The organism is Pseudoflavonifractor sp. SW1122, from assembly GCF_012027765.1.
In the GTDB taxonomy this organism is placed as follows: domain Bacteria; phylum Bacillota; class Clostridia; order Oscillospirales; family Oscillospiraceae; genus Enterenecus; species Enterenecus faecium.
In genome coordinates this window covers 1-19,266 of the sequence record NZ_SJOS01000049.1, presented here as the reverse complement: position 1 = coordinate 19,266, position 19,266 = coordinate 1, and the positions used below count along the sequence as shown (strand labels likewise).

The 19,266-nt window shown below is 56.0% G+C and carries 12 protein-coding genes and 1 riboswitch; of the genes, 9 read left to right on the top strand and 3 right to left on the bottom strand.

The genetic code is table 11. From position 1 onward, the window contains the following. Nucleotides 1–464 (bottom strand): magnesium chelatase domain-containing protein (locus E0L15_RS10040; RefSeq protein WP_279280579.1); only part of this gene is annotated, 464 nt, incomplete at its 3' end. Between the two features lie 517 nt (nucleotides 465–981). Between E0L15_RS10040 and nifJ the strand changes: the two genes are divergently transcribed. The 9 genes from nifJ (at nucleotide 982) to E0L15_RS09995 (ending at nucleotide 16,927) form a co-directional block, all read left to right on the top strand. Beyond that, on the top strand, nucleotides 982–4,521 hold the full coding sequence (nifJ, locus tag E0L15_RS10035; protein WP_168125485.1) for a pyruvate:ferredoxin (flavodoxin) oxidoreductase: 3,540 nt from the start codon (nucleotides 982–984) through the stop codon (nucleotides 4,519–4,521). Between the two features lie 98 nt (nucleotides 4,522–4,619). Then, nucleotides 4,620–5,270 (top strand): ComF family protein, encoded by a 651-nt coding sequence (locus E0L15_RS10030; protein ID WP_168125484.1) that lies wholly within the window; start codon nucleotides 4,620–4,622, stop codon nucleotides 5,268–5,270. Between the two features lie 446 nt (nucleotides 5,271–5,716). After that, a complete protein-coding gene (locus tag E0L15_RS10025) occupies nucleotides 5,717–7,375 on the top strand; it encodes a ribonuclease J (RefSeq protein ID WP_168125483.1) in 1,659 nt (552 codons plus the stop codon). Between the two features lie 185 nt (nucleotides 7,376–7,560). Beyond that, the gene (locus E0L15_RS10020; protein WP_168125482.1) at nucleotides 7,561–8,163 is read left to right on the top strand and encodes a recombinase family protein; all 603 of its coding nucleotides are present in this window, start codon (nucleotides 7,561–7,563) and stop codon (nucleotides 8,161–8,163) included. A 557-nt stretch (nucleotides 8,164–8,720) separates the two neighbouring features. Next, a complete protein-coding gene (locus E0L15_RS10015; RefSeq protein WP_168125481.1) occupies nucleotides 8,721–11,945 on the top strand; it encodes an InlB B-repeat-containing protein in 3,225 nt (1,074 codons plus the stop codon). A 56-nt stretch (nucleotides 11,946–12,001) separates the two neighbouring features. Further along, nucleotides 12,002–13,804, top strand: a complete 1,803-nt coding sequence (locus E0L15_RS10010) for a SpaH/EbpB family LPXTG-anchored major pilin (RefSeq protein WP_168125480.1) — start codon at nucleotides 12,002–12,004, stop codon at nucleotides 13,802–13,804. Between the two features lie 85 nt (nucleotides 13,805–13,889). Continuing rightward, nucleotides 13,890–14,870 (top strand): class C sortase, encoded by a 981-nt coding sequence (locus E0L15_RS10005; RefSeq protein WP_168125479.1) that lies wholly within the window; start codon nucleotides 13,890–13,892, stop codon nucleotides 14,868–14,870. Next, nucleotides 14,860–15,567, top strand: coding sequence for a class C sortase (locus tag E0L15_RS10000; RefSeq protein WP_168125478.1), 708 nt, complete (start codon nucleotides 14,860–14,862; stop codon nucleotides 15,565–15,567). The genes E0L15_RS10005 and E0L15_RS10000 overlap by 11 nt, the downstream gene beginning before the upstream one ends. A gap of 431 nt (nucleotides 15,568–15,998) precedes the next feature. Beyond that, nucleotides 15,999–16,127, top strand: a riboswitch (FMN riboswitch). A gap of 77 nt (nucleotides 16,128–16,204) precedes the next feature. Then, entirely contained in the window at nucleotides 16,205–16,927 is a 723-nt protein-coding gene (locus tag E0L15_RS09995; protein WP_168125477.1) for an ECF transporter S component, read from the top strand. Nucleotides 16,928–17,649: 722 nt separating this feature from the next. On the opposite strand, the gene larC is transcribed toward E0L15_RS09995, so the two are convergent. Next, entirely contained in the window at nucleotides 17,650–18,885 is a 1,236-nt protein-coding gene (gene larC / locus E0L15_RS09990) for a nickel pincer cofactor biosynthesis protein LarC (RefSeq protein ID WP_168125476.1), read from the bottom strand. After that, the coding region (gene larB, locus E0L15_RS09985) for a nickel pincer cofactor biosynthesis protein LarB (RefSeq protein ID WP_168125475.1) at nucleotides 18,882–19,266 on the bottom strand (385 nt) is incomplete at its 5' end. The genes larB and larC, both read right to left, overlap by 4 nt.

Genomic DNA, 19,266 nt, shown 5'->3' with positions numbered 1-19,266 from the left:
TAGACCTCCAACCCCTGGGCCAGGGAGGCCTCGGGGGCGTTGTCGGCGGGGACAAACAGCTGGCGGACCCCGCAGCGCACCGCTGCCAGGGCCATGGGAAGAATTCCGGACACCGGGCGCAGCGCCCCGGACAGGGACAGCTCCCCCAAAAAGGCGGCGTCGGCGTACCCTTTCATGGACAGCTGGCCGCTGGCGGAGAGAATGCCCAGCAAAATGGGCAGGTCGTACACCGTGCCCACCTTTTTCCGGTCGGCAGGGGCCAGGTTGATGGTAATGCGGGAGACAGGAAAGTCAAAGCCACTGGAGCGAATGGCCGAGCGCACCCGTTCCCGGGACTCCTTCACGGCAGCATCGGGCAAACCCACCACATCAAAGGCGGGCAATCCCCCGGAAAGGGCACATTCTGCCGTGACCGGATATCCATGGATGCCATTGAGGCCCAGGGAGAGCAGATTGCACACCATGGGGTCCCACTCCTCTCGAGAAAAAAGTAACCGAAATCCTTTGATACCTATCATACCACGGGGGGTTGTTGAACGCAAGGAAACTTGTTGGCATCAGGCAAATTTAGGAAAAGTTCTCCATCCGGTCCGAAACGTGAACTTTGGGCGAGACGGCCGGTCACGGCGCTTGTGGGGTTGGAGAATTTGGTCATTTCATAGTTGTACGGTATGACCACCCAAGGTTGGGTAAGTTTGGCGGCTGCGTGGGCTCCAAGCACACCCTTTGTCCGTGAGAGGGCGACAGAGCATTTGATAAAAAAGTAACAAAAAATCTTTTTTTCTATGATACCGCCCAGATTTACCCGGTGCAAGGTATCTGATTTGAAACGGAAGGGGAGAGGGCGGATGGTGTGTGAGAATTTACAAGAAAAAATGGAATTATTCATTGAATTTATAGGAGAAATGTGGTAGACTGAGGTGTATTCGGAATTCAGATGCCTCAGCGCTCTTTGCTGAGAAGCAAAAGGAGGAAACGAAAATGGCACGTAAGTTCAAAACTATGGACGGCAACACCGCTGCCGCTCACGTGTCCTACGCATTCACAGAGGTTGCGGGTATTTACCCCATCACTCCGTCCAGCCCCATGGCTGACAATGTGGATCAGTGGGCCGCTGCTGGCCGGAAGAATATCTTCGGCCAGACCGTGAAGGTTGTGGAGATGCAGTCCGAGGCCGGCGCTGCCGGTACCGTCCACGGCTCTCTGGCCGCTGGCGCCCTGACCACCACCTACACCGCGTCTCAGGGTCTGCTGCTGATGATCCCCAACATGTACAAGATTGCCGGTGAGCTGCTGCCCACCGTGTTCCATGTCTCCGCCCGTACTGTGGCCAGCCATGCTCTGAACATCTTTGGTGATCACTCCGACGTTATGGCCTGCCGTCAGACCGGCTTTGCCATGCTGTGTGAGTCCAACCCCCAGGAGGTTATGGACCTGGCTGCTGTGGCTCACCTGGCTACCCTGAAGAGCCGCGTCCCCTTCATCAACTTCTTCGATGGCTTCCGTACCTCTCACGAGATCCAGAAGGTCGCCGTTTGGGACTACGAGGATCTGGCCGAGATGTGCGACATGGACGCTGTGGCCGCTTTCCGCGCCCGCGCTCTCAACCCCGATCACCCCGTGATGCGCGGTTCTCACGAGAACGGCGACATCTTCTTCCAGCACCGTGAGGCCTCCAACCCCTACTACGATGCCGTTCCCGAGATCGTGGAGGAGTACATGGGCAAGGTCAACGAGAAGCTGGGCACCAACTATCAGCTGTTCAACTACTACGGCGCTGCCGACGCTGACCGCGTCATCATCGCCATGGGCTCCATCTGCGACGTGGCCGAGGAAGTCATCGACTACCTCAACGCTCACGGCGAGAAGGTGGGTCTGGTGAAGGTCCGTCTGTATCGTCCTTTCCGTGCCGACAAGCTGCTGGCTGCCATCCCCGCCACCTGCAAGCAGATCGCTGTGCTGGACCGCACCAAGGAGCCCGGCGCTCAGGGCGAGCCTCTGTACCTGGACGTTGTCACCGCTCTGGCCAACGCCGGCCGCAACGACATCCGTGTCATCGGTGGCCGTTATGGTCTGGGCTCCAAGGACACTCCCCCCGCCAGCGTGTTCGCTGTGTATGAGGAGATGACCAAGGCTGACGCCAAGCGTCTGTTCACTCTGGGCATCAAGGACGACGTGACCCACCTGTCCCTGGAGGAGAAGCCCTCTCCCAACACTGCTGCCGAGGGCACCATCGAGTGCAAGTTCTGGGGTCTGGGCGGCGACGGTACCGTGGGCGCCAACAAGAACTCCATCAAGATCATCGGCGACCACACCGACAAGAACGTGCAGGCTTACTTCCAGTACGACTCCAAGAAGACTGGCGGCGTGACCATTTCCCACCTGCGCTTCGGCGACAAGGCCATCCGCAGCCCCTACTACATCAACAAGGCTGACTTCGTGGCCTGCCACGTGCCCAGCTACATCACCAAGGGCTTCCCCATCGTCCGTGACGTGAAGCCCGGCGGCGTGTTCCTGGTCAACTGCCAGTGGAACTTCGACGAGCTCAACCACCACCTGGATGCCGCTTCCAAGCGCTACATCGCTCAGAACAACATCCAGCTGTACATGATCAACGCCATCGACCTGGCCATCGAGATCGGTATGGGCAAGCGCACCAACACCATTCTCCAGTCCGCCTTCTTCGCTCTGGCCAACGTCATGCCCCAGGAGGACGGCATCCGCTACATGAAGGAAGCTGCCACCAAGTCCTACCTGAAGAAGGGCCAGGACGTGGTTGACATGAACCACAAGGCCATCGACCTGGGCGCCACCGCCTTCGTCAAGGTGGACGTGCCCGCCGACTGGGCTACCGCTGAGGACGCTCCCGCTGCCCACAACTACGAGGGCAAGGCTGAGCTGGTGGCTCAGGTGGAGAACATCATGGAGCCCGTCAACAAGATGGACGGCGACTCCCTGCCCGTCTCCAAGTTTGTCGACTGCGTGGACGGCACCTTCCAGCAGGGCGCTTCCGCTTACGAGAAGCGCGGCGTGGCCGTCACCGTGCCCGCCTGGAACGAGAGCACCTGTGTCCAGTGTAACCAGTGCTCCTACGTCTGCCCCCACGCCACCATCCGTCCCTTCGCTCTGACCGAGGAAGAGGCTGCTGCCGCTCCCGCCGGTTCTCAGATCGTGGACATCAAGGCTGGCGCTGGCAAGGGCAAGTATAAGTACTCCCTGGCCGTGTCCGCTCTGGATTGTATGGGCTGCGCCGTGTGCGTGGGCGTGTGTCCCACCAAGAGCCTGACCATGGTGCCCATGGAGCAGATGCTGTCCAAGCAGCCTGCCTTCGACTACATGGTCTCCAAGGTTGCCCCCAAGAAGGACATGGAGTCCGTGGCCAACGTCAAGGACAGCCAGTTCAAGCAGCCCCTGCTGGAGTTCTCTGGCTCCTGCGCCGGCTGTGCCGAGACCTCCTATGCCCGTCTGGTCACCCAGGTCTGCGGCGATCGTATGTATGTCTCCAACGCCACCGGTTGTTCCTCCATCTGGGGCGGCCCCGCTGCTACCTCTCCCTACTGCACCAACGCCGAGGGCAAGGGTCCCGCTTGGGCCAACTCCCTGTTCGAGGACAACGCCGAGCACGGTCTGGGCATGCTGGTTGGTGTCAAGCAGCGTCGTGAGAAGCTGGTTGAGGTCGTCACCGGTCTGACCACCGCCGACTGCGCCAGCGACGAGCTGAAGGCTGCTGCCGCTGAGTGGCTGGCCAAGCGCGACGAGGGCGAGGGTTCCAAGGAGCCTTCCGCCAAGCTGCTGGAGCTGGCTAAGACCTGCGACTGCGACGCTTGCCGTCAGGTCGTGGAGATGTCCGATCTGCTGGTGAAGAAGTCCGTGTGGATCTTCGGCGGCGACGGCTGGGCTTACGACATCGGTTACGGCGGTCTGGACCACGTCCTGGCTTCCGGCGAGGATGTCAACGTCTTCGTCTTCGACACCGAGGTGTACTCCAACACCGGCGGACAGGCTTCCAAGTCCACCAACATCGGCCAGGTGGCTCAGTTCGCCGCTGCCGGTAAGACCGTGGGCAAGAAGAGCCTGTCTGAGATCGCCATGCAGTACGGCTACGTCTACGTGGCTCAGGTTGCCATGGGCGCCAACCCCAACCAGACCCTGGCTGCCATCCGTGAGGCTGAGGCCTATCATGGTCCCTCCCTCATCATCGGCTACGCTCCCTGCGAGATGCACTCCATCAAGGGCGGCATGACCAACTGCCAGACCGAGATGAAGCGCGCTGTGGAGTGCGGCTACTGGAACCTGTTCCGCTACAATCCCACTCTGAAGGAGCAGGGCAAGAACCCCTTCACTCTGGATTCCAAGGCCCCCGCTGGCGGCTATCAGGAGTTCCTGATGAACGAGGCTCGCTACTCCTCCCTCACTCGCTCCTTCCCCGAGCGTGCCAAGGATCTGTTCGAGAAGAACGAGAAGGCCGCTATGGAGCGCTGGGAGCACCTGCAGAAGCTCATCGAGCTGTACGCTCAGTAATTTACTCCCAAGCATTCAAAAGGACGCAGCCACCGGCTGCGTCCTTTTTTATACCAAACCATTCGACGTAATTCGACGCAAAGCGGGGTGGCATAGAGATGAATCTGGTGAAACTGGTGTTGGATTTGATCTATCCGCCCCGCTGTCCCTTCTGTGGCCGTGTGCTGGAGGTGTGGGAGGAGGAAGGGCTGTGCCACCAGTGCCAAAAGACCCTTCCCTGGCAGCTGGAGGTCGGGAAACAGGTGGACTTCTGTGCCCGGTGCTTCTCCCCGCTGTGGTATCGGGGGAGTGTGCGCCGGGGAATGGAGCAGTTTAAGTTCCGGGGCGGGCAAATCCACGCCCGGCTGTTTGGCACCCTCATGGCCCAGTGCCTCCACGACCAGTGGGGCGAGGAGGTGGACTGTATCACCTGGGTGCCTGTGACCCGTTGGCGTCGGGGACAACGGGGCTTTGACCAGTGTGAGCTGCTGGCCCGGGAGGTGGGGAAGAACCTGGGCGTGGAAGTGGTGTCCGCCTTGGAGAAGGTGCGGGATACCAAGCAGCAGGCCCGCATTACCTCCTCATCCGCCCGACAGGCCAACGTGACGGGAGCTTACGCGGCGCGGGAGGGAATCGACCTCACGGGGAAACAGGTGGTCCTGGTGGACGACGTGGTCACCAGCGGTGCCACCCTGGCCGAATGCGCCGCCTGCCTGCGCATCGCCGGGGCGGAGAAGGTCATTGGGCTGACGGTGGCAAGAGCGAAGTAGGATGAATGAAACATGGGGATGTGCCGCCGTACCAGGGCTGCCAGACAAAAAATGCTGTACTTTGACGGTGATCTGTGATATACTTGCTTGAACAAGCTCCTCCCCATCGAGGGAGTTGAGCGGTTTTGATACGGCGTAAAGCGTGGCTCGTGGGCGCGCTTCGGATAGAGACAACCACACAGCGGTGCATAGCGCAGGGTGAGGCGGCCGCCCCCTCATCTGTCTGGCGAAACAGGGCCAGAGAGATGGGGTGGACGACGGCGCTTTTCTCCTGCGCCCAAAAGGGGGACAATTTGCCCTTTTGGCGGTAACACAGCGTGCATTCCGGGCACACTCATCTCAAGGGGAGGTGGGCGGTCCGGACCCCCAGGGGGGAGTGTGCCCACAGGCCCATAAATACGCATGCAACAAGATAAATATAGGTTATTACTGGTAAAGGAGTATTTATGGCAGAAAAATTGAAAATTATCTCTCTGGGCGGTCTCAACGAGATCGGAAAGAACATCACCGCCTATGAGTACGGCAACGACATTATCATCGTGGATGTGGGCATGGGATTCCCTGATGACGAGATGTACGGGGTGGACGTGGTCATTCCTGACTTCAGCTACCTCATTCAGAATCGGGACCGCATTCGGGCCATCTTTATCACCCACGGCCACGAGGACCACATCGGCGGCATTCCCTATCTGATGCGGGATGTGAATGTACCCATCTACGCCACCCGCATGTCCGCCGGGCTCATCCGCCTCAAGCTGGAGGAGCACCGCCTGGACAAGAAGGTGAAGCTCATCACCTGCGAGGCCGGGGAGACCGTGCGGGCCGGCAAGTTCACCGTGGAGTTTATCCACATCAATCACTCCATCGCCGACGCGGTGGCCTTCGCCATCCGCTGCCCCCTGGGCGTGTGTATTCACACCGGCGACTTCAAGATCGACCCCACCCCCATCCAGGGCGGCATGGCCGACCTGACCCGCCTGGGCGAGCTGGGCCGGGAGGGTGTGCTGGCACTGCTGGCCGACTCCACCAACGTGGAGCGTCCCGGCTTTACCAAGAGCGAGTCCAGCGTGGGCGCCTCCTTTGAGGCCTTATTCCGGGGCTGTGACCAGCGTATCATCGTCACCACCTTCGCCTCCAACGTGGACCGTATCCAGCAGATCATCAACGTGGCCGCCAAGTATGGCCGCAAGGTGGCGGTGACGGGCCGCAGCATGGAGAATGTGATGCGGGTGTCCACCGAGCTGGGCTATATGCAGGTGCCCGCTGGCACTGTGGTGGACGTCAACCAGATCAAGGGCCTGCCCAAGAACAAGGTGTGTATCATCACCACCGGAAGCCAGGGCGAGACCATGTCTGCCCTCACCCGCATGGCCTTTAACACCCACCGCCAGGTGGAGATTCAGGCCGGGGACCGGGTGATTCTCTCCGCCTCCGCCATTCCTGGCAACGAGAACGCCATTGGCAACGTCATCAACGAGCTGTACCGCCGGGATGCCGAGGTGGTCAATGAGCGGGAGCTGCCCCTCCACGTCTCCGGACACGCCTGCCAGGATGAGCTGAAAATCGTCCACGCCCTGGTGCGGCCCAAGTATTTCATCCCCGTCCACGGTGAGCAGCGCATGCTGAAGACCCACGCCAAGCTGGCCCGGAGCATGGGCATGGACCCCCGGAACATCATCATCAGCGACGTGGGCAAGGTCATCGAGATCACCCAGAAGAACGCCCGCATCAACGGCACCGTGCCCTCCGGCAAGGTGTTTGTGGACGGCTACGGGGTAGGCGACGTGGGCGCTGTGGTGCTCCGGGACCGCCAGCACCTGGCCCAGGACGGCATGATCGTGGTGGTGGTGTCGATGTCCGCCGAGGACGGACAGGTCATCTCTGGACCCGACATCATTACCCGTGGATTTGTGTACGTCAAGGAGTCTGAGGCCCTGATGGACGAGCTGCGCCAGGTGGCGGTGGATGCTCTGGACAGCTGCCAGGACCGCCGCATTCGGGACTGGTCCACCATCAAATCTGAGATCAAGGGGAACCTGTCTGGCTACCTCTACAAGAAGACCAAGCGCAATCCCATGATCCTCCCTGTGATCATGGAAGTGTAACAATTGGGACTGCCCTGCATGGAAAATGCAGGGCAGTCCCTGTATATTTTTTGCATAGGCGTTGAATCGGGCCATAGGCCTGGTTCAACGTCTTTTTAACCAGAAATTGCAGAGATACTGCTGAATTTTTACCGTACCTTTGAGCAGAACTATACTACAATGCTTGAAAGACGGGAGAGAGTTCAATGAGTCACATCTATGGATATATCAGAGTCAGCAGTCGAGACCAAAACGAAGACCGGCAGCTTCTGGCCATTCAGCAGCTGTCCATTGCCCAGGAGAATATCTTCATTGACAAGCAATCGGGCAAGGATTTTCAGCGTCCACAGTACAAAAAGTTGGTACGAAAGCTGAAAAAAGACGATGTGCTCTACATTAAGAGCATTGATCGCCTGGGGCGCAATTATGCGGAGATTCTGGAGCAATGGCGGATTCTCACCAAGAGCAAGGGAATTGATATTGTGGTGCTGGACATGCCGCTGCTGGACACTCGCCGGGGGAAGGATTTGATGGGTACGTTCCTCAGTGACATCGTCCTGCAAGTGCTGTCCTTTGTGGCGGAAAATGAGCGGGAAAATATCCGCCAGAGGCAGGCGGAGGGGATTGCTGCAGCCAAGGCCCGAGGGGTTCGATTTGGCAGGCCGGAGAAGGAGTTGCCGGACAATTTCGAGGCGCTGGTGCAGGCCTGGGAGCGAGAACAGCTGTCCCTGTCCGATGTACTGGATTTGTGCCAGATCAGCCAATCCACCTTTTACCGCAGACGACGAGATTGCCACCGCCGGAGATAAAAATTTAGCCTACCAAAAAGTACACCTTTTGATTGACTAGATTGTATCGGAAAAATCTGGTAGATTTTATGTAATTTTCATGAAATATGCTTGCAGAGATTGAATTTTTACCCATTATATGCAATCGTTATTAATACCTGCCTATTCCAAAAGGTGTACTTTTTGAGAGAGTGAAACGAAATGTGAGTTCTGGTAACTGACGGGTTTTTATATGGTTAACGAAAGAGGCTGGATAGGGACGGAGTGAAAATGGACAAATCCCCTATTATGTGTATGTTTCATTGAATATATTGTATAACTTTTGTAAAGTTGACGAATTGCAATCTCACGATTATGAAAATTCATTTTCACATGATATAACAAAAATAATTCATAACCTTTGGTATATAAACTGTATATACCAAATATAGGCCTGTAATTTCTAAACAGAAAAAACTTCCTCTGATGCGTTGATAACCTTTTTAAGGTGTGGTATAATATGTATGTTGTATCGATAGAAGGATAATAAGGATGATGCAGAAGCTGTGGAGCACTGGAAACACAGGGGGTGTATATCGTTGAAGTGGAAAATAAAACTGAAGAGGAAACAGGTGATATCCCTGCTGGTTGCTGTAGTGCTTGTGTTTTGTATGTGTGCCAGTAACACAATGACCAAGGCGGGAAATACATCGTTGGCTACGCTGACCATCAATTACTATCTGGAGAAAACAGGTGGGAATATGGTGTGTCAGCCATATATTGCCCAACAGGTAGTGGGAAGTAGATACGAGGTATCTTCTCCCGCTTTTGCTAACTTTACGTTGATTGATCCAGAGCAGTCGGTCATCTCCGGCGTGTTGGAAGAGGACACCACAGTTTCGGTGTTTTACACCTACACAGAGAACATGTATGACTACACAGTGGTCTATGAAGGATATAATCCAAGCACCGGAGAGACGGAAGAGTTGGGCCGGGTGGTTGGACAGGCACCAGCAGCCACAAAAATCTCCATTGAGTATAAGCAATTTGATGGCTATCTCAAGGATGTCACCGAAGAGATGTCGCTCACCGTAACCGCAGACGGAAAGGCGGAGAAAATCCTCACCTACACCAAACAGAGCGACCCGTACATTATCTTTACTACTTATGGTACGTATGTGGAACCAATCCTGGCCCCTCCAGGGAGCAATATTGAGGACAAGCTGAGCGGTGTACCTGTCCCGGAGCGGGCGGGTTATTCCTTTGATTGCTGGTATACGCTCAAGGAGGGCGTGGACCCAGAAGGTTGGACGTGGAATCTAAAGGATGTGGCATGGACCGCTGCGGATGGTCAGGAACTGGCAGAAAGAATCTCCACCATGCCAGAGCAGGACTTGGTGGTATATGCCCACTGGGTTCCCAAAGAAGTGGAGTATACCGTGGTGGTGTGGTTTGAAGACCTGGACGGGGATTACGTGATCCACAGCAACAATGAGACCCGGAAAGCCCTGACGGAGTCCACGGTGACGGCCAGCGAGCAGGATATTGCTAACGGGCAAAACGACGCCGAAGGCGGCGAGTTCTTTGGATTTGACTACTCCCATAGCGATGATACGGTGGTAGCCGGAGATGGCACATCGGTGCTGAATGTGTACTACGACCGTGAGGAGTGGACGGTTACCCTACACAACGCAGACGGTAGTACGTGGAAGGTGTTTAAGGGAAATTACGGAGATACTATGCCGGGAGATTTCCCAAAGTATTCGGAGTATGCTGACTACTACAATGCGAACAAGGGAAGTGAGGCAGGGGACTTCAAGTACCTGTATTATGGGACAATAGAGGATCGAAAACTGGCATCGCCATCAAGATTTACCATAGAAAAGACTTGGGATTTGTATCCGTACTACTCCAGTGAAGAAATGAATGTCTATAACCTGCACACCTATAACCAGGCAGTGACAGGAGATACATATGAACACTACATCAGCGAAGTTCTTGTAGGAAAAGACTTGAGGTTTGCTGGTCTGGAATATCTCGAGGGCTTTGATTGGAATGAAGGCAGTGTATACACCTCAGATGAGCCCCTCAGTGATCAGAATGCCACGGCACGCAAAGAGTTGGTAGAAGCAATCGGGCAGGACAATTGGGCTGCCATTGCGCCATATTGGAATAAAATTTACCAAGTGGACCAAAATGGAATTATGTATTGCTACTTAGGCGAGGACACTAAACTGTACGGATATGCAAAGACACATACAGGAGGCTTTAAAAACCACAATTACTTTTATAGAAATCGGGTCCAGAGCGACCTGACCTATGTGAGCAATGGAGAAGTGGTAGGTACGGTGCCCGATGTCTACTACGAGACGCCCATCACGCTGATGGATGCCCCCACCAACATGGGTGAGGGATACGTGTTTTTGGGTTGGTACACCGACCCGGAGCTGATGAACCTCACCAACCCCGTTGAGGATGGCTATGAGATGCCGGCCACAGACTTGACCCTGTATGCCAAATGGGAGCGTAAAGATTTGCTGGTCCAGTTTGACTCCCAGGGTGGGTCTCCGGTGGAATCCCAGTCTGTGGCGTACAATACCTCGGCAGAGGAACCCCAAGAGCCCACCCGGGCAGGCTATCGCTTTATGGGATGGTACACCAAGGAGGTGGGCGGCGAACGGTGGACGTTTGATCGCCTGGTGGCGGAGGACACCACCTTGTATGCCCGCTGGGAGAGTGTGGGCACAGCACCCTATACCATCAATCATGTCATACAGGGAGAGGATACGCCTTTCTACCAGGAGACTGGGATCAGCAGCGTGGGAGATACCATTTATGCCAAGGTGCTTCTGCCCCAGAACGAACACTATCCTGACAATGTCTATCTGGTTTCTGAAATTGCAAGCAGAACCATGGTGCTCTCTTCAGAAGAAGAGAACACTGTGACGTTTGTGTATCAGGAGGTAGAGGAGACCACCTATACCGTGTCCTACCTGGAGGAGGGGACGAATGAGCCCCTGGCCGAGGACAAGCAGGTTTCCACCCGGGCCTCGGTGGTCACAGAGATTCCCGTGAATATTAAGGGATATGTGTGTACCAACCTGGCGGGATATGAGACTATCACACTGGTCACTTCCTGGCAGCCGGTGTCCACCCTAGGGGAAGGACAGGAGAACCACATTACCTTCTACTACAGAGAAGGGGGAGCAGAGCTGTCATTTATCAAGGTGGATGGTTCCGGCTTTGACGAAACCAATGTCCAAGAGGACGACCTTCTATCTGGCGCACAGTTCCAGCTATACGGTTATGTGGGAAGCCAGTGGGAGACCCATGGCCAGCAGCTGCTGGATGTCAGCAGTGTAGATAATACTGTTTGGAAAAATGTGGGGATGTCTACATCGCAATCGGATGGAAAAACCATGTTTGTGGATCTGTTGCCAGGGAATTACCGCCTGGTGGAGACCAAGGCCCCGGATGGATATCAGCTTCCCAAGGGACAGTGGAACCTGACTGTGGAGACAAAGGACGAAGCGGTAGTCCCCCAAGAGCGAGCGGAAGAAGAGGTAAAAATTGACCTGGGTGAATTTACCCTTACCATTACAGCCTTAGAGAATGCCCCAGCTTTTATGATTGACGATCATGGTGTGCTTTACCTGGTCAACTATCACGCCATCCAGCCGCCCATTACGGGTGGACGAGGAATCGCAGAGCGCATGATGCTAGGCGGTGCGATGATGTTGGGTGGCGGTAGCCTGGCCCTGCTATGGTTCCTACAAAATGGGACACCTAGAAGAAAAAGCAAAATGCGAGGCAGATCAGTGTGATCCAGGGATATCCCTGTACACAAATATTTCCCAGCGACTGAGAAAGGAGATACCTTATGAAAACGATGAAATCAACTGTGGCACGGCTCTTTGCGCTGTGCCTGACTGTGGCTATGGTGCTGTCCATGGCCACGATGGGGGCGTTTGCAGAGAAGAACCCCATAGTCAATACTACACCCACTGGAACCATTAATATCAAGGGTACAGACCGGGATGTGAATACCTCGGTGGCCCTATACCAAATCATTACGGTGAATCTGGATAAAAACAGCTATCAGCCTAAAGACCCAATGTACCAGTGGGTGGAAGCAGTGGGAAAGTGGGTAGCTGAGGAGTATCCTAGTTATGTGAAAGTTATTGAAGATAAAACTGAGACGACTTCCACTTATACTTACGCAGTGACCGAGGCGTTTTCCCTTAAAACTTCTAACGAGGATGAGGTCGGAGCTACTGCAAAAGAACTAAGTGCGTTTTATGAGGCTTTGGCTACTGCTATTAAGCAGGAAACTTTGCTGTTAGATGAGCCTACAAAAACTACCGTGAATGGAACCACTGCCACCCCTGTGGAAGATATGCCCCTGGGCCAATATTTGATTATTGCCGATGATACCAGCACCTATGTGCACAAGTCTGCCACCGCTACTCTGTATCCTCAGTGGGGCGACCACGATGGTAAGCCTGAGACCAATGAGACTTGGTATGTGGAAGATGCCAACGTGGTGCTCAAGGGTGACAAGGGCACCGTGGACAAGGAACCTGATAAGCCCACGGTCAGCATTGGTGATGTGGTCACCTACACCGTTAAAGCCTCTGTGCCTGTCTATCCTGAGGGTGCCACCGCTACCGCATTTAATGTGGGTGATAAAATGAGCCACGGCCTGACCTGGGACAAAAAGGTAGCTGTGTATTGGAGTGAAAATGGTATCATGCATACTAAGAAAGCAGGGGAGGGGGACGATCAAAAGGAAGTTCCTGATCCTGACTATCTGGTAGATACCGCTAAGTACAAAGTAGTGACGCCGAAAGATGATGAAAAACTTCCGGACGACACCACTTTCGAGGTGCGATTTGATTACGCGAACTTCATTAAAGACTATTCTGATGCAAAATATGTCCATGTGGTGTATAAGGCAACCATCAATGAGTATGCTTTTGAGGAAGATGCCCTGGGCAATGATGCATACCTGGGTGTGAACACCAACCCCTATGATGGCGGCTCCTACGAGACCACCCCTACGGAGGAGACTGTGTACACCTATGGCTTTACCGTCACCAAGGTGGATGAGAAGAATGAGGCTTTGCAAGGTGTTGAGTTCAAGCTGTACAGTGATGAGAAGTGCACCAATGAAATCCAGTTTGTGGACAAGGACAACGGCGTGTATACCAAGGCGACAGCAGATCAAATCGAGGCAGGCACCGATATCACTACTACTTTGGTGACCAATGGGGATGGACAGATTCAGGTTCAGGGTTTGACTTGCGGCGACTACTATCTGAAGGAGACCAAGGCTCCCAATGGATATGTGCTTCCCTCTGATGTCATTAAGATCACCCTGGTGGATAACAAAGATGCCCAGGGTGGGGAGGGCCCCGATGGCAACCTGGATGACTGTACTGCCGAAGGCTCTACCGTGGTGAAGGAAGAGAGCTTAGTGTCCACTTTTGCAATTGGTGGAGATACTGAGGATGGTCTGAAGAACATTTTTGAGTTCAAAGTTGAGAACAAAAAGCCTGGCTTTAACCTGCCCACCACCGGTGGTATGGGCACCGTGCTGTTCACCGCTGGTGGCTTGGTCATCATGGCCTGCGGCGCTGCTCTGGTGCTGGTGACCCTGAAGAAGAAGAAGGCAGAGGACTAATTCCTCTTCTAAGCTAAAATATCAAGCAAGGAGCCGGGGCGTTCAACGCCCCGGCCCTTCCCATATGACCCAAGGAGCTTGGAGTATGAGCCAACAAGAACACGAACAGAACCAAGAACAAGAACACGACCAGGAGCAGACGCAAGTGTGTGAGCAGGTGCAGGACCAAGGACAAGGAAACAGGAGGAGAAGAAGGGGGAGACGGAGGCAACGAAAGGGTGGGAAAATCCGCTCTATACTGCCTCTAATTCTATCGTTGGCACTGTTGCTGGTGGGGGCGGGGATTTTTTTCTACCCCGCCATCAGCAACTTCATTGCCGACCTCAGCCATCGGGAAATGATCACGTCCCACGCCAATCTGGTCAACAGCTTGGACGAGGAGACATTGGAAGAGGAGTGGCAGAAGGCCATAGAGTACAATGAAAACCTGATGGGGGACCCGGTGCACGATCCCTTTATCCCTGGCAGTGGCTACGCCATCCCGGACAATTATCAGGACGTGTTGGCTCTGGACGACGTGATGTGCACCCTGGAAATCCCAAAAATTGGCCTATCTCTGCCGGTGTACCACGGTACCAGCGAGGAGGTGCTGGCCAAGGGAATCGGGCATATGGAGGTCACCGCTCTGCCCATTGGCGGACTCAACCGCCACACCGTTCTTACCGGACACCGGGGACTGCCCAGCGCGGAACTGTTCACCCGGCTGGACGAGATGGAGATAGGGGACCACTTCTATATCCATGTGCTGGACGAGGTCCACGCCTATCAGGTGGACCAGATCACCACGGTGGAGCCGGATGAGCTGGAAAATCTGGTGGCAGAGGCAGACAAAGACTTGGTGACCTTGGTGACCTGTACCCCCTATGCGGTCAATACCCACCGACTGTTGGTGCGAGGTACCCGGGTGGAGTATGACCCGGAGATGGAGCAGCAGGAGGATGAAGTAACCCTGCGGACCCTGGACTTCACCTACCTGTGGTACTACATTCCCGGCGCTGTGGTAGGCGTGGGCTTGATTGTAGGTATCGTCGTGTGGAGAAGGAGGAAAAAGCGCCGTGAGGGATAAGGCGAGACAGATTGTCCTCATATTGGGCTTGGTGCTGGTTCTGGTGGGGGCTGGTGTTCTGCTCTATCCCCGCTTTACCGCCTTCCGCTATGCCCAAGAGGTATCCAGACAAAAGGAGAGCTTCTTGGAACAGGTGGCCCCAGAAGAAGCCCAGGAGCCAGACCCTAGATTGGAAGAGCTGTATGAGAAGCTGGCGGAGGAAAACCAGCGGCTTTATGAAGAGCACCAGCCCCAGCTGGTGGACCCCTTTTCCTATGAACAGCCTGCCATTGACCTTTCTGAGTATGGACTGGAAGATGGTGTGATCGGCTATCTCACCATAGATAAAATGGGGATTGAGCTGCCCATCTATCTGGGGGCCAACCCCAAAAATATGACCTTGGGCGCTGCCCACATGACCAATACCTCCTATCCCATCGGAGGGGAGAACACCAACTGTGTGTTGGCAGGGCACCGGGGGTATTTCCAGGCTCCCATGTTCCGCAACATTCAGAAGCTGGAGCTGGGGGACGTGGTGCAGGTCCAGAATTTCCGGGAGACTCTGCAGTATGAAGTATCAGAAATCCAGGTGGTGAATCCCGACGAGGTGGAGTGCTTATCTATTCGCTCAGGCGAAGATTTACTCACTCTCATCACCTGCCACCCCTATCCTACTAACACCTATCGTTATGTGGTGATCTGTACCCGAATCGTGTGATAAAAAGATTTCCCTGGGCATTTTGGCCCGGGGAAATCTTTTTAATGCATAATTTATAGAATTGTCAAAATTGTTAAAAAAGTCAAAAATAGACGAAAAATGACTGGAAATACTTGGAGCGAAGTGCCGGTAAAAGGGTTCTATTTCCATTTAAATCGTGATATTGTCGAACATTGACAGAAAAAACGTGTTAAAAATGTAAAAAACACAAAAAGCAGCTCTTTCCTCTGTTAATTCGGAGGAAAGAGCTGCTTTTTGCGGGCTTTGGTTCCCAGCTGATGGACGAATGATCGTTGCTTTTGCATAGTATGAGAATGCGAGGCAGCACGGTGAACAGATTCTGCATCCAATGGTATTGGGAAGGCTGCTGAGAAAAACAGCTTGCTTTTTAGCAGCACTGTGCTATAATAGCGGGCAGAGACAAGTGAATACCATGTCTTCAGGGCGGGGTGAAATTCCCCACTGGCGGTATAGTCCGCGACCCGCAGAGCCTTGGTTCTGCGGCTGACCCGGTGAAACTCCGGGACCAACGGTTACAGTCCGGATGGAAGAGGATGTGCAAGGGCTCCAAGTGGGTTGTTGCGCCTGAACGGCATTGGCGTTTGGGCGTCTCAATATCATTTGGAGGTTTTTTATTATGTGGAACAACCTGACGGACCTGTGGGCGAGCGCACAGGACAATGTGGTGTATCTTTTGGTATGCCTGGGGGTATTTGTGGCCCTGTTTGTAGTGGCCATGCTGGTGGAACGGGTGTGGTTGAAAGTCCCCCGGCAGCAGGGCGCCCGGCGGGCGGCGTACATCGGTATCTTTGCCGCCATGGCCGCCATCCTGATGTACCTGGAGTTTCCCCTGCCCTTTGCTCCCAGCTTTTATGAAATTGACCTGAGCGAGGTGCCCGTGCTCATCTGCTCCTTCTCCCTGGGCCCTGTGGCGGGCGTGGTGTGCGAGCTGGTGAAGATCATCCTCAAGCTGCTGCTCAAGGGCACCACCACCGCCTTCGTGGGCGACTTTGCCAACTTTGTGGTGGGCTGCTCCTTCATTCTCCCCGCCACCACCCTCTATCACCGCTTTAAGACCAAGAAGGGGGCCATCGCTGGCATGGTCACCGGTACGGTGGTGATGGCTGCCTTCGGCAGCTTCTTCAACGCGGTGTATCTGCTCCCCGCCTTCTCCGCCCTCTACGGCCTGCCCCTGGACCAGCTGGTGGCCATGGGTACGGCGGTCAATGGCATGATCAACAGCGTGTCCACCTTGGTGCTCTTTGCCGTGGTGCCCTTTAACCTGCTCAAGGGCCTGATTGTGTCGGTGCTCACCACCCTGCTCTACAAGCGTATGGAACGGCTGCTGCGGATGCGCTGACATCGATATGGAGAGCAACGAGACGAAAGTTTCGTTGCTCTCCTTTTTTCGCACCGAATAGAGAGATGGGAGCGGCTTTTTGAGCCGCTCCCAAGTTTTTATGTGTCTTTTCCAGTCCCCGTGCTCCGATTAGGAACACACTTCTTTGCTCTTCGCTGGAGTAGCCTTGCCAGTCTGGCGGGGACGCTACCCGCTGGGGGTTCCTTTTGTTCGGGCAAAAGGAACCAAAACCCGCTTAGGGCGTTCCCCCCTAAGTACCCCCCTTGGGGTACGGGACCGGATGTGCGTCAAGCCCGTTTTCGGCCCGTCACCTTTACGGTGGCGCCTATAGTGCCACTACACCAGGCCACCATGGCAGCTGGCCCTATGGCTGGGCGGTTCCCCCGTCCGGGCCTACTCTGGTGGTGCGGTGTAGCCACCGCCGGGAGCCAGTCCACCGGCAGCTGGGAACAGCTGCTCGCCAGAGGAAGGCCCTGGCGGTAGAAGTCACATCTACCAGAGAAGAAAGCAGTTCCTTTAGAGTTGCCAGGCCATCTATGTGACCCCACCGGTCCAAGGGCCAGAAAGAGAAGGACGCAGGAGCAGCCAGTACCAGCAGGGTGGATTCCACAAGGCGGGGGAAGGACCCGCCTTTGGCGATTCTTTCCCCCATTTCTCATCGTGGAGAAATGGGGCCCAGCGGAGCGCGTCTCCCCTGCCAGTGAAGAGGGAAGAGGCATGGGTTAGTCCCTGTGGAAGATCTGTTTCAGGGTGATCTTGTGCTCCCGGGCGATGCGGGCCATGTCCTCATACTCCGGCTTGGAGCGGCGCACCCCGTAGCCCTGGGCCTTCTTCACCCGCACCGGGCCGTAGGGGGTTTCCCGGGTGGTGATGGTGTAGTCCAGCACGTGCTTTTCACAGGTGCGCACCCGCAGCCCTGTGGTGGAGGTAAGGGCAAACACCTGGTGGATGAGCGGGTCTTTGTGGGCGGGGTCACACAGGGCCACCAGCTGCCACCCCGGGCGGCCCTTTTTCATGCACCCGGGCAGGGTGTATACGTCCAGGGCACCCTCCTCTAAAAGCCGCTGGCAGGCAAAGGACAGGGCCTCGGGGGTCATGTCGTCCAGGTTGCACACCAGCTCCAAAATCTCCCCTTTGGCCTCCTGGGTGTGCCCCAGCATGGCCCGGACACAGTTGGCGGCGGGGAACTCCTTTTTGCCCATGCCGTACCCGGTGTGCTCCAGCACCATGGGGGGCATGGGGCCAAACCGGGTGGCAAAGGTGGTCAGCAGCGCCGCCCCCGTGGGGGTGCACAGCTCCCCCTGGATGTCGCCGCCGTAGCAGGGCACCCCTTCCAGCAGGTGGGCGGTGGCGGGAGCGGGGACGGGGACGATACCATGGGCGCAGTGGACCATGCCGCTGCCCACGTGGACGGGGGAGACCACCACTTCGTCGGGGTGGAGTAGGTACAGAGCATAGCAGGCCGCCGCCACGTCCGCCACGGCGTCCAGGGCACCCACCTCGTGGAAGTGCACCAGGTCCACCTCCACCCCGTGGGCCTTAGATTCCGCCTGAGCCAGGCGGTGGTACACCGCCCGGGCCTGCTCCAGCACCGGGGCGGGGAGGTTCAGGTGGCCGATGAGGTGCTCCACATCGTGGAGGGTGGTGTGGTGGTGGTGATGATGATGCTCGTGGCCGTGCTCATGTTCATGATCATGGTGATGATGGTGGTCGTGGTCATTGTCATTGTTATGGTGATGGTCCAGGCTCTCCTCCCGCTCTCCGTGGACCACCACGTCCATATGGGTGCCGGAGATGCCGCAGGACTGGGCGGGAAGGGCGTGGAACTCCACCCCAGGCAGACCCATGTGGTTGAGGGTGTGCAAGAATTCCTCCCGGTTGGGGAGCAGCTCATACAGAGCGGCAGTGAGCATATCCCCGGCCGCTCCCATGTTACATTGTAAATATAAGGTGTTCATTGAGGCAGACCCTCCATTTGATTGATGCGGCTGGCCAGGAAGCCTGCGCCAAAGCCGTTGTCGATGTTCACCACGCTGCACCCGGAGGCGCAGGAGTTGAGCATGGCCAGCAGGGCGGACAGGCCGCCGAAGCTGGCCCCATAGCCCACGCTGGTGGGCACGGCGATGACAGGGCAGTCCACCAGACCGCCCACCACCGAGGCCAGCGCCCCCTCCATGCCAGCCACGGCGATGACCACCCGGGCTTGCATCAGCTCGTCCAGAGAGGCCAGCAGGCGGTGAAGTCCCGCCACTCCCACGTCGTAGAGGCGGGTGACCTGGTTGCCCAGCACCTCGGCGGGGGGGGGGGGGGCCCCCCGCCCCCGGCGGGCGCCGGGGGCC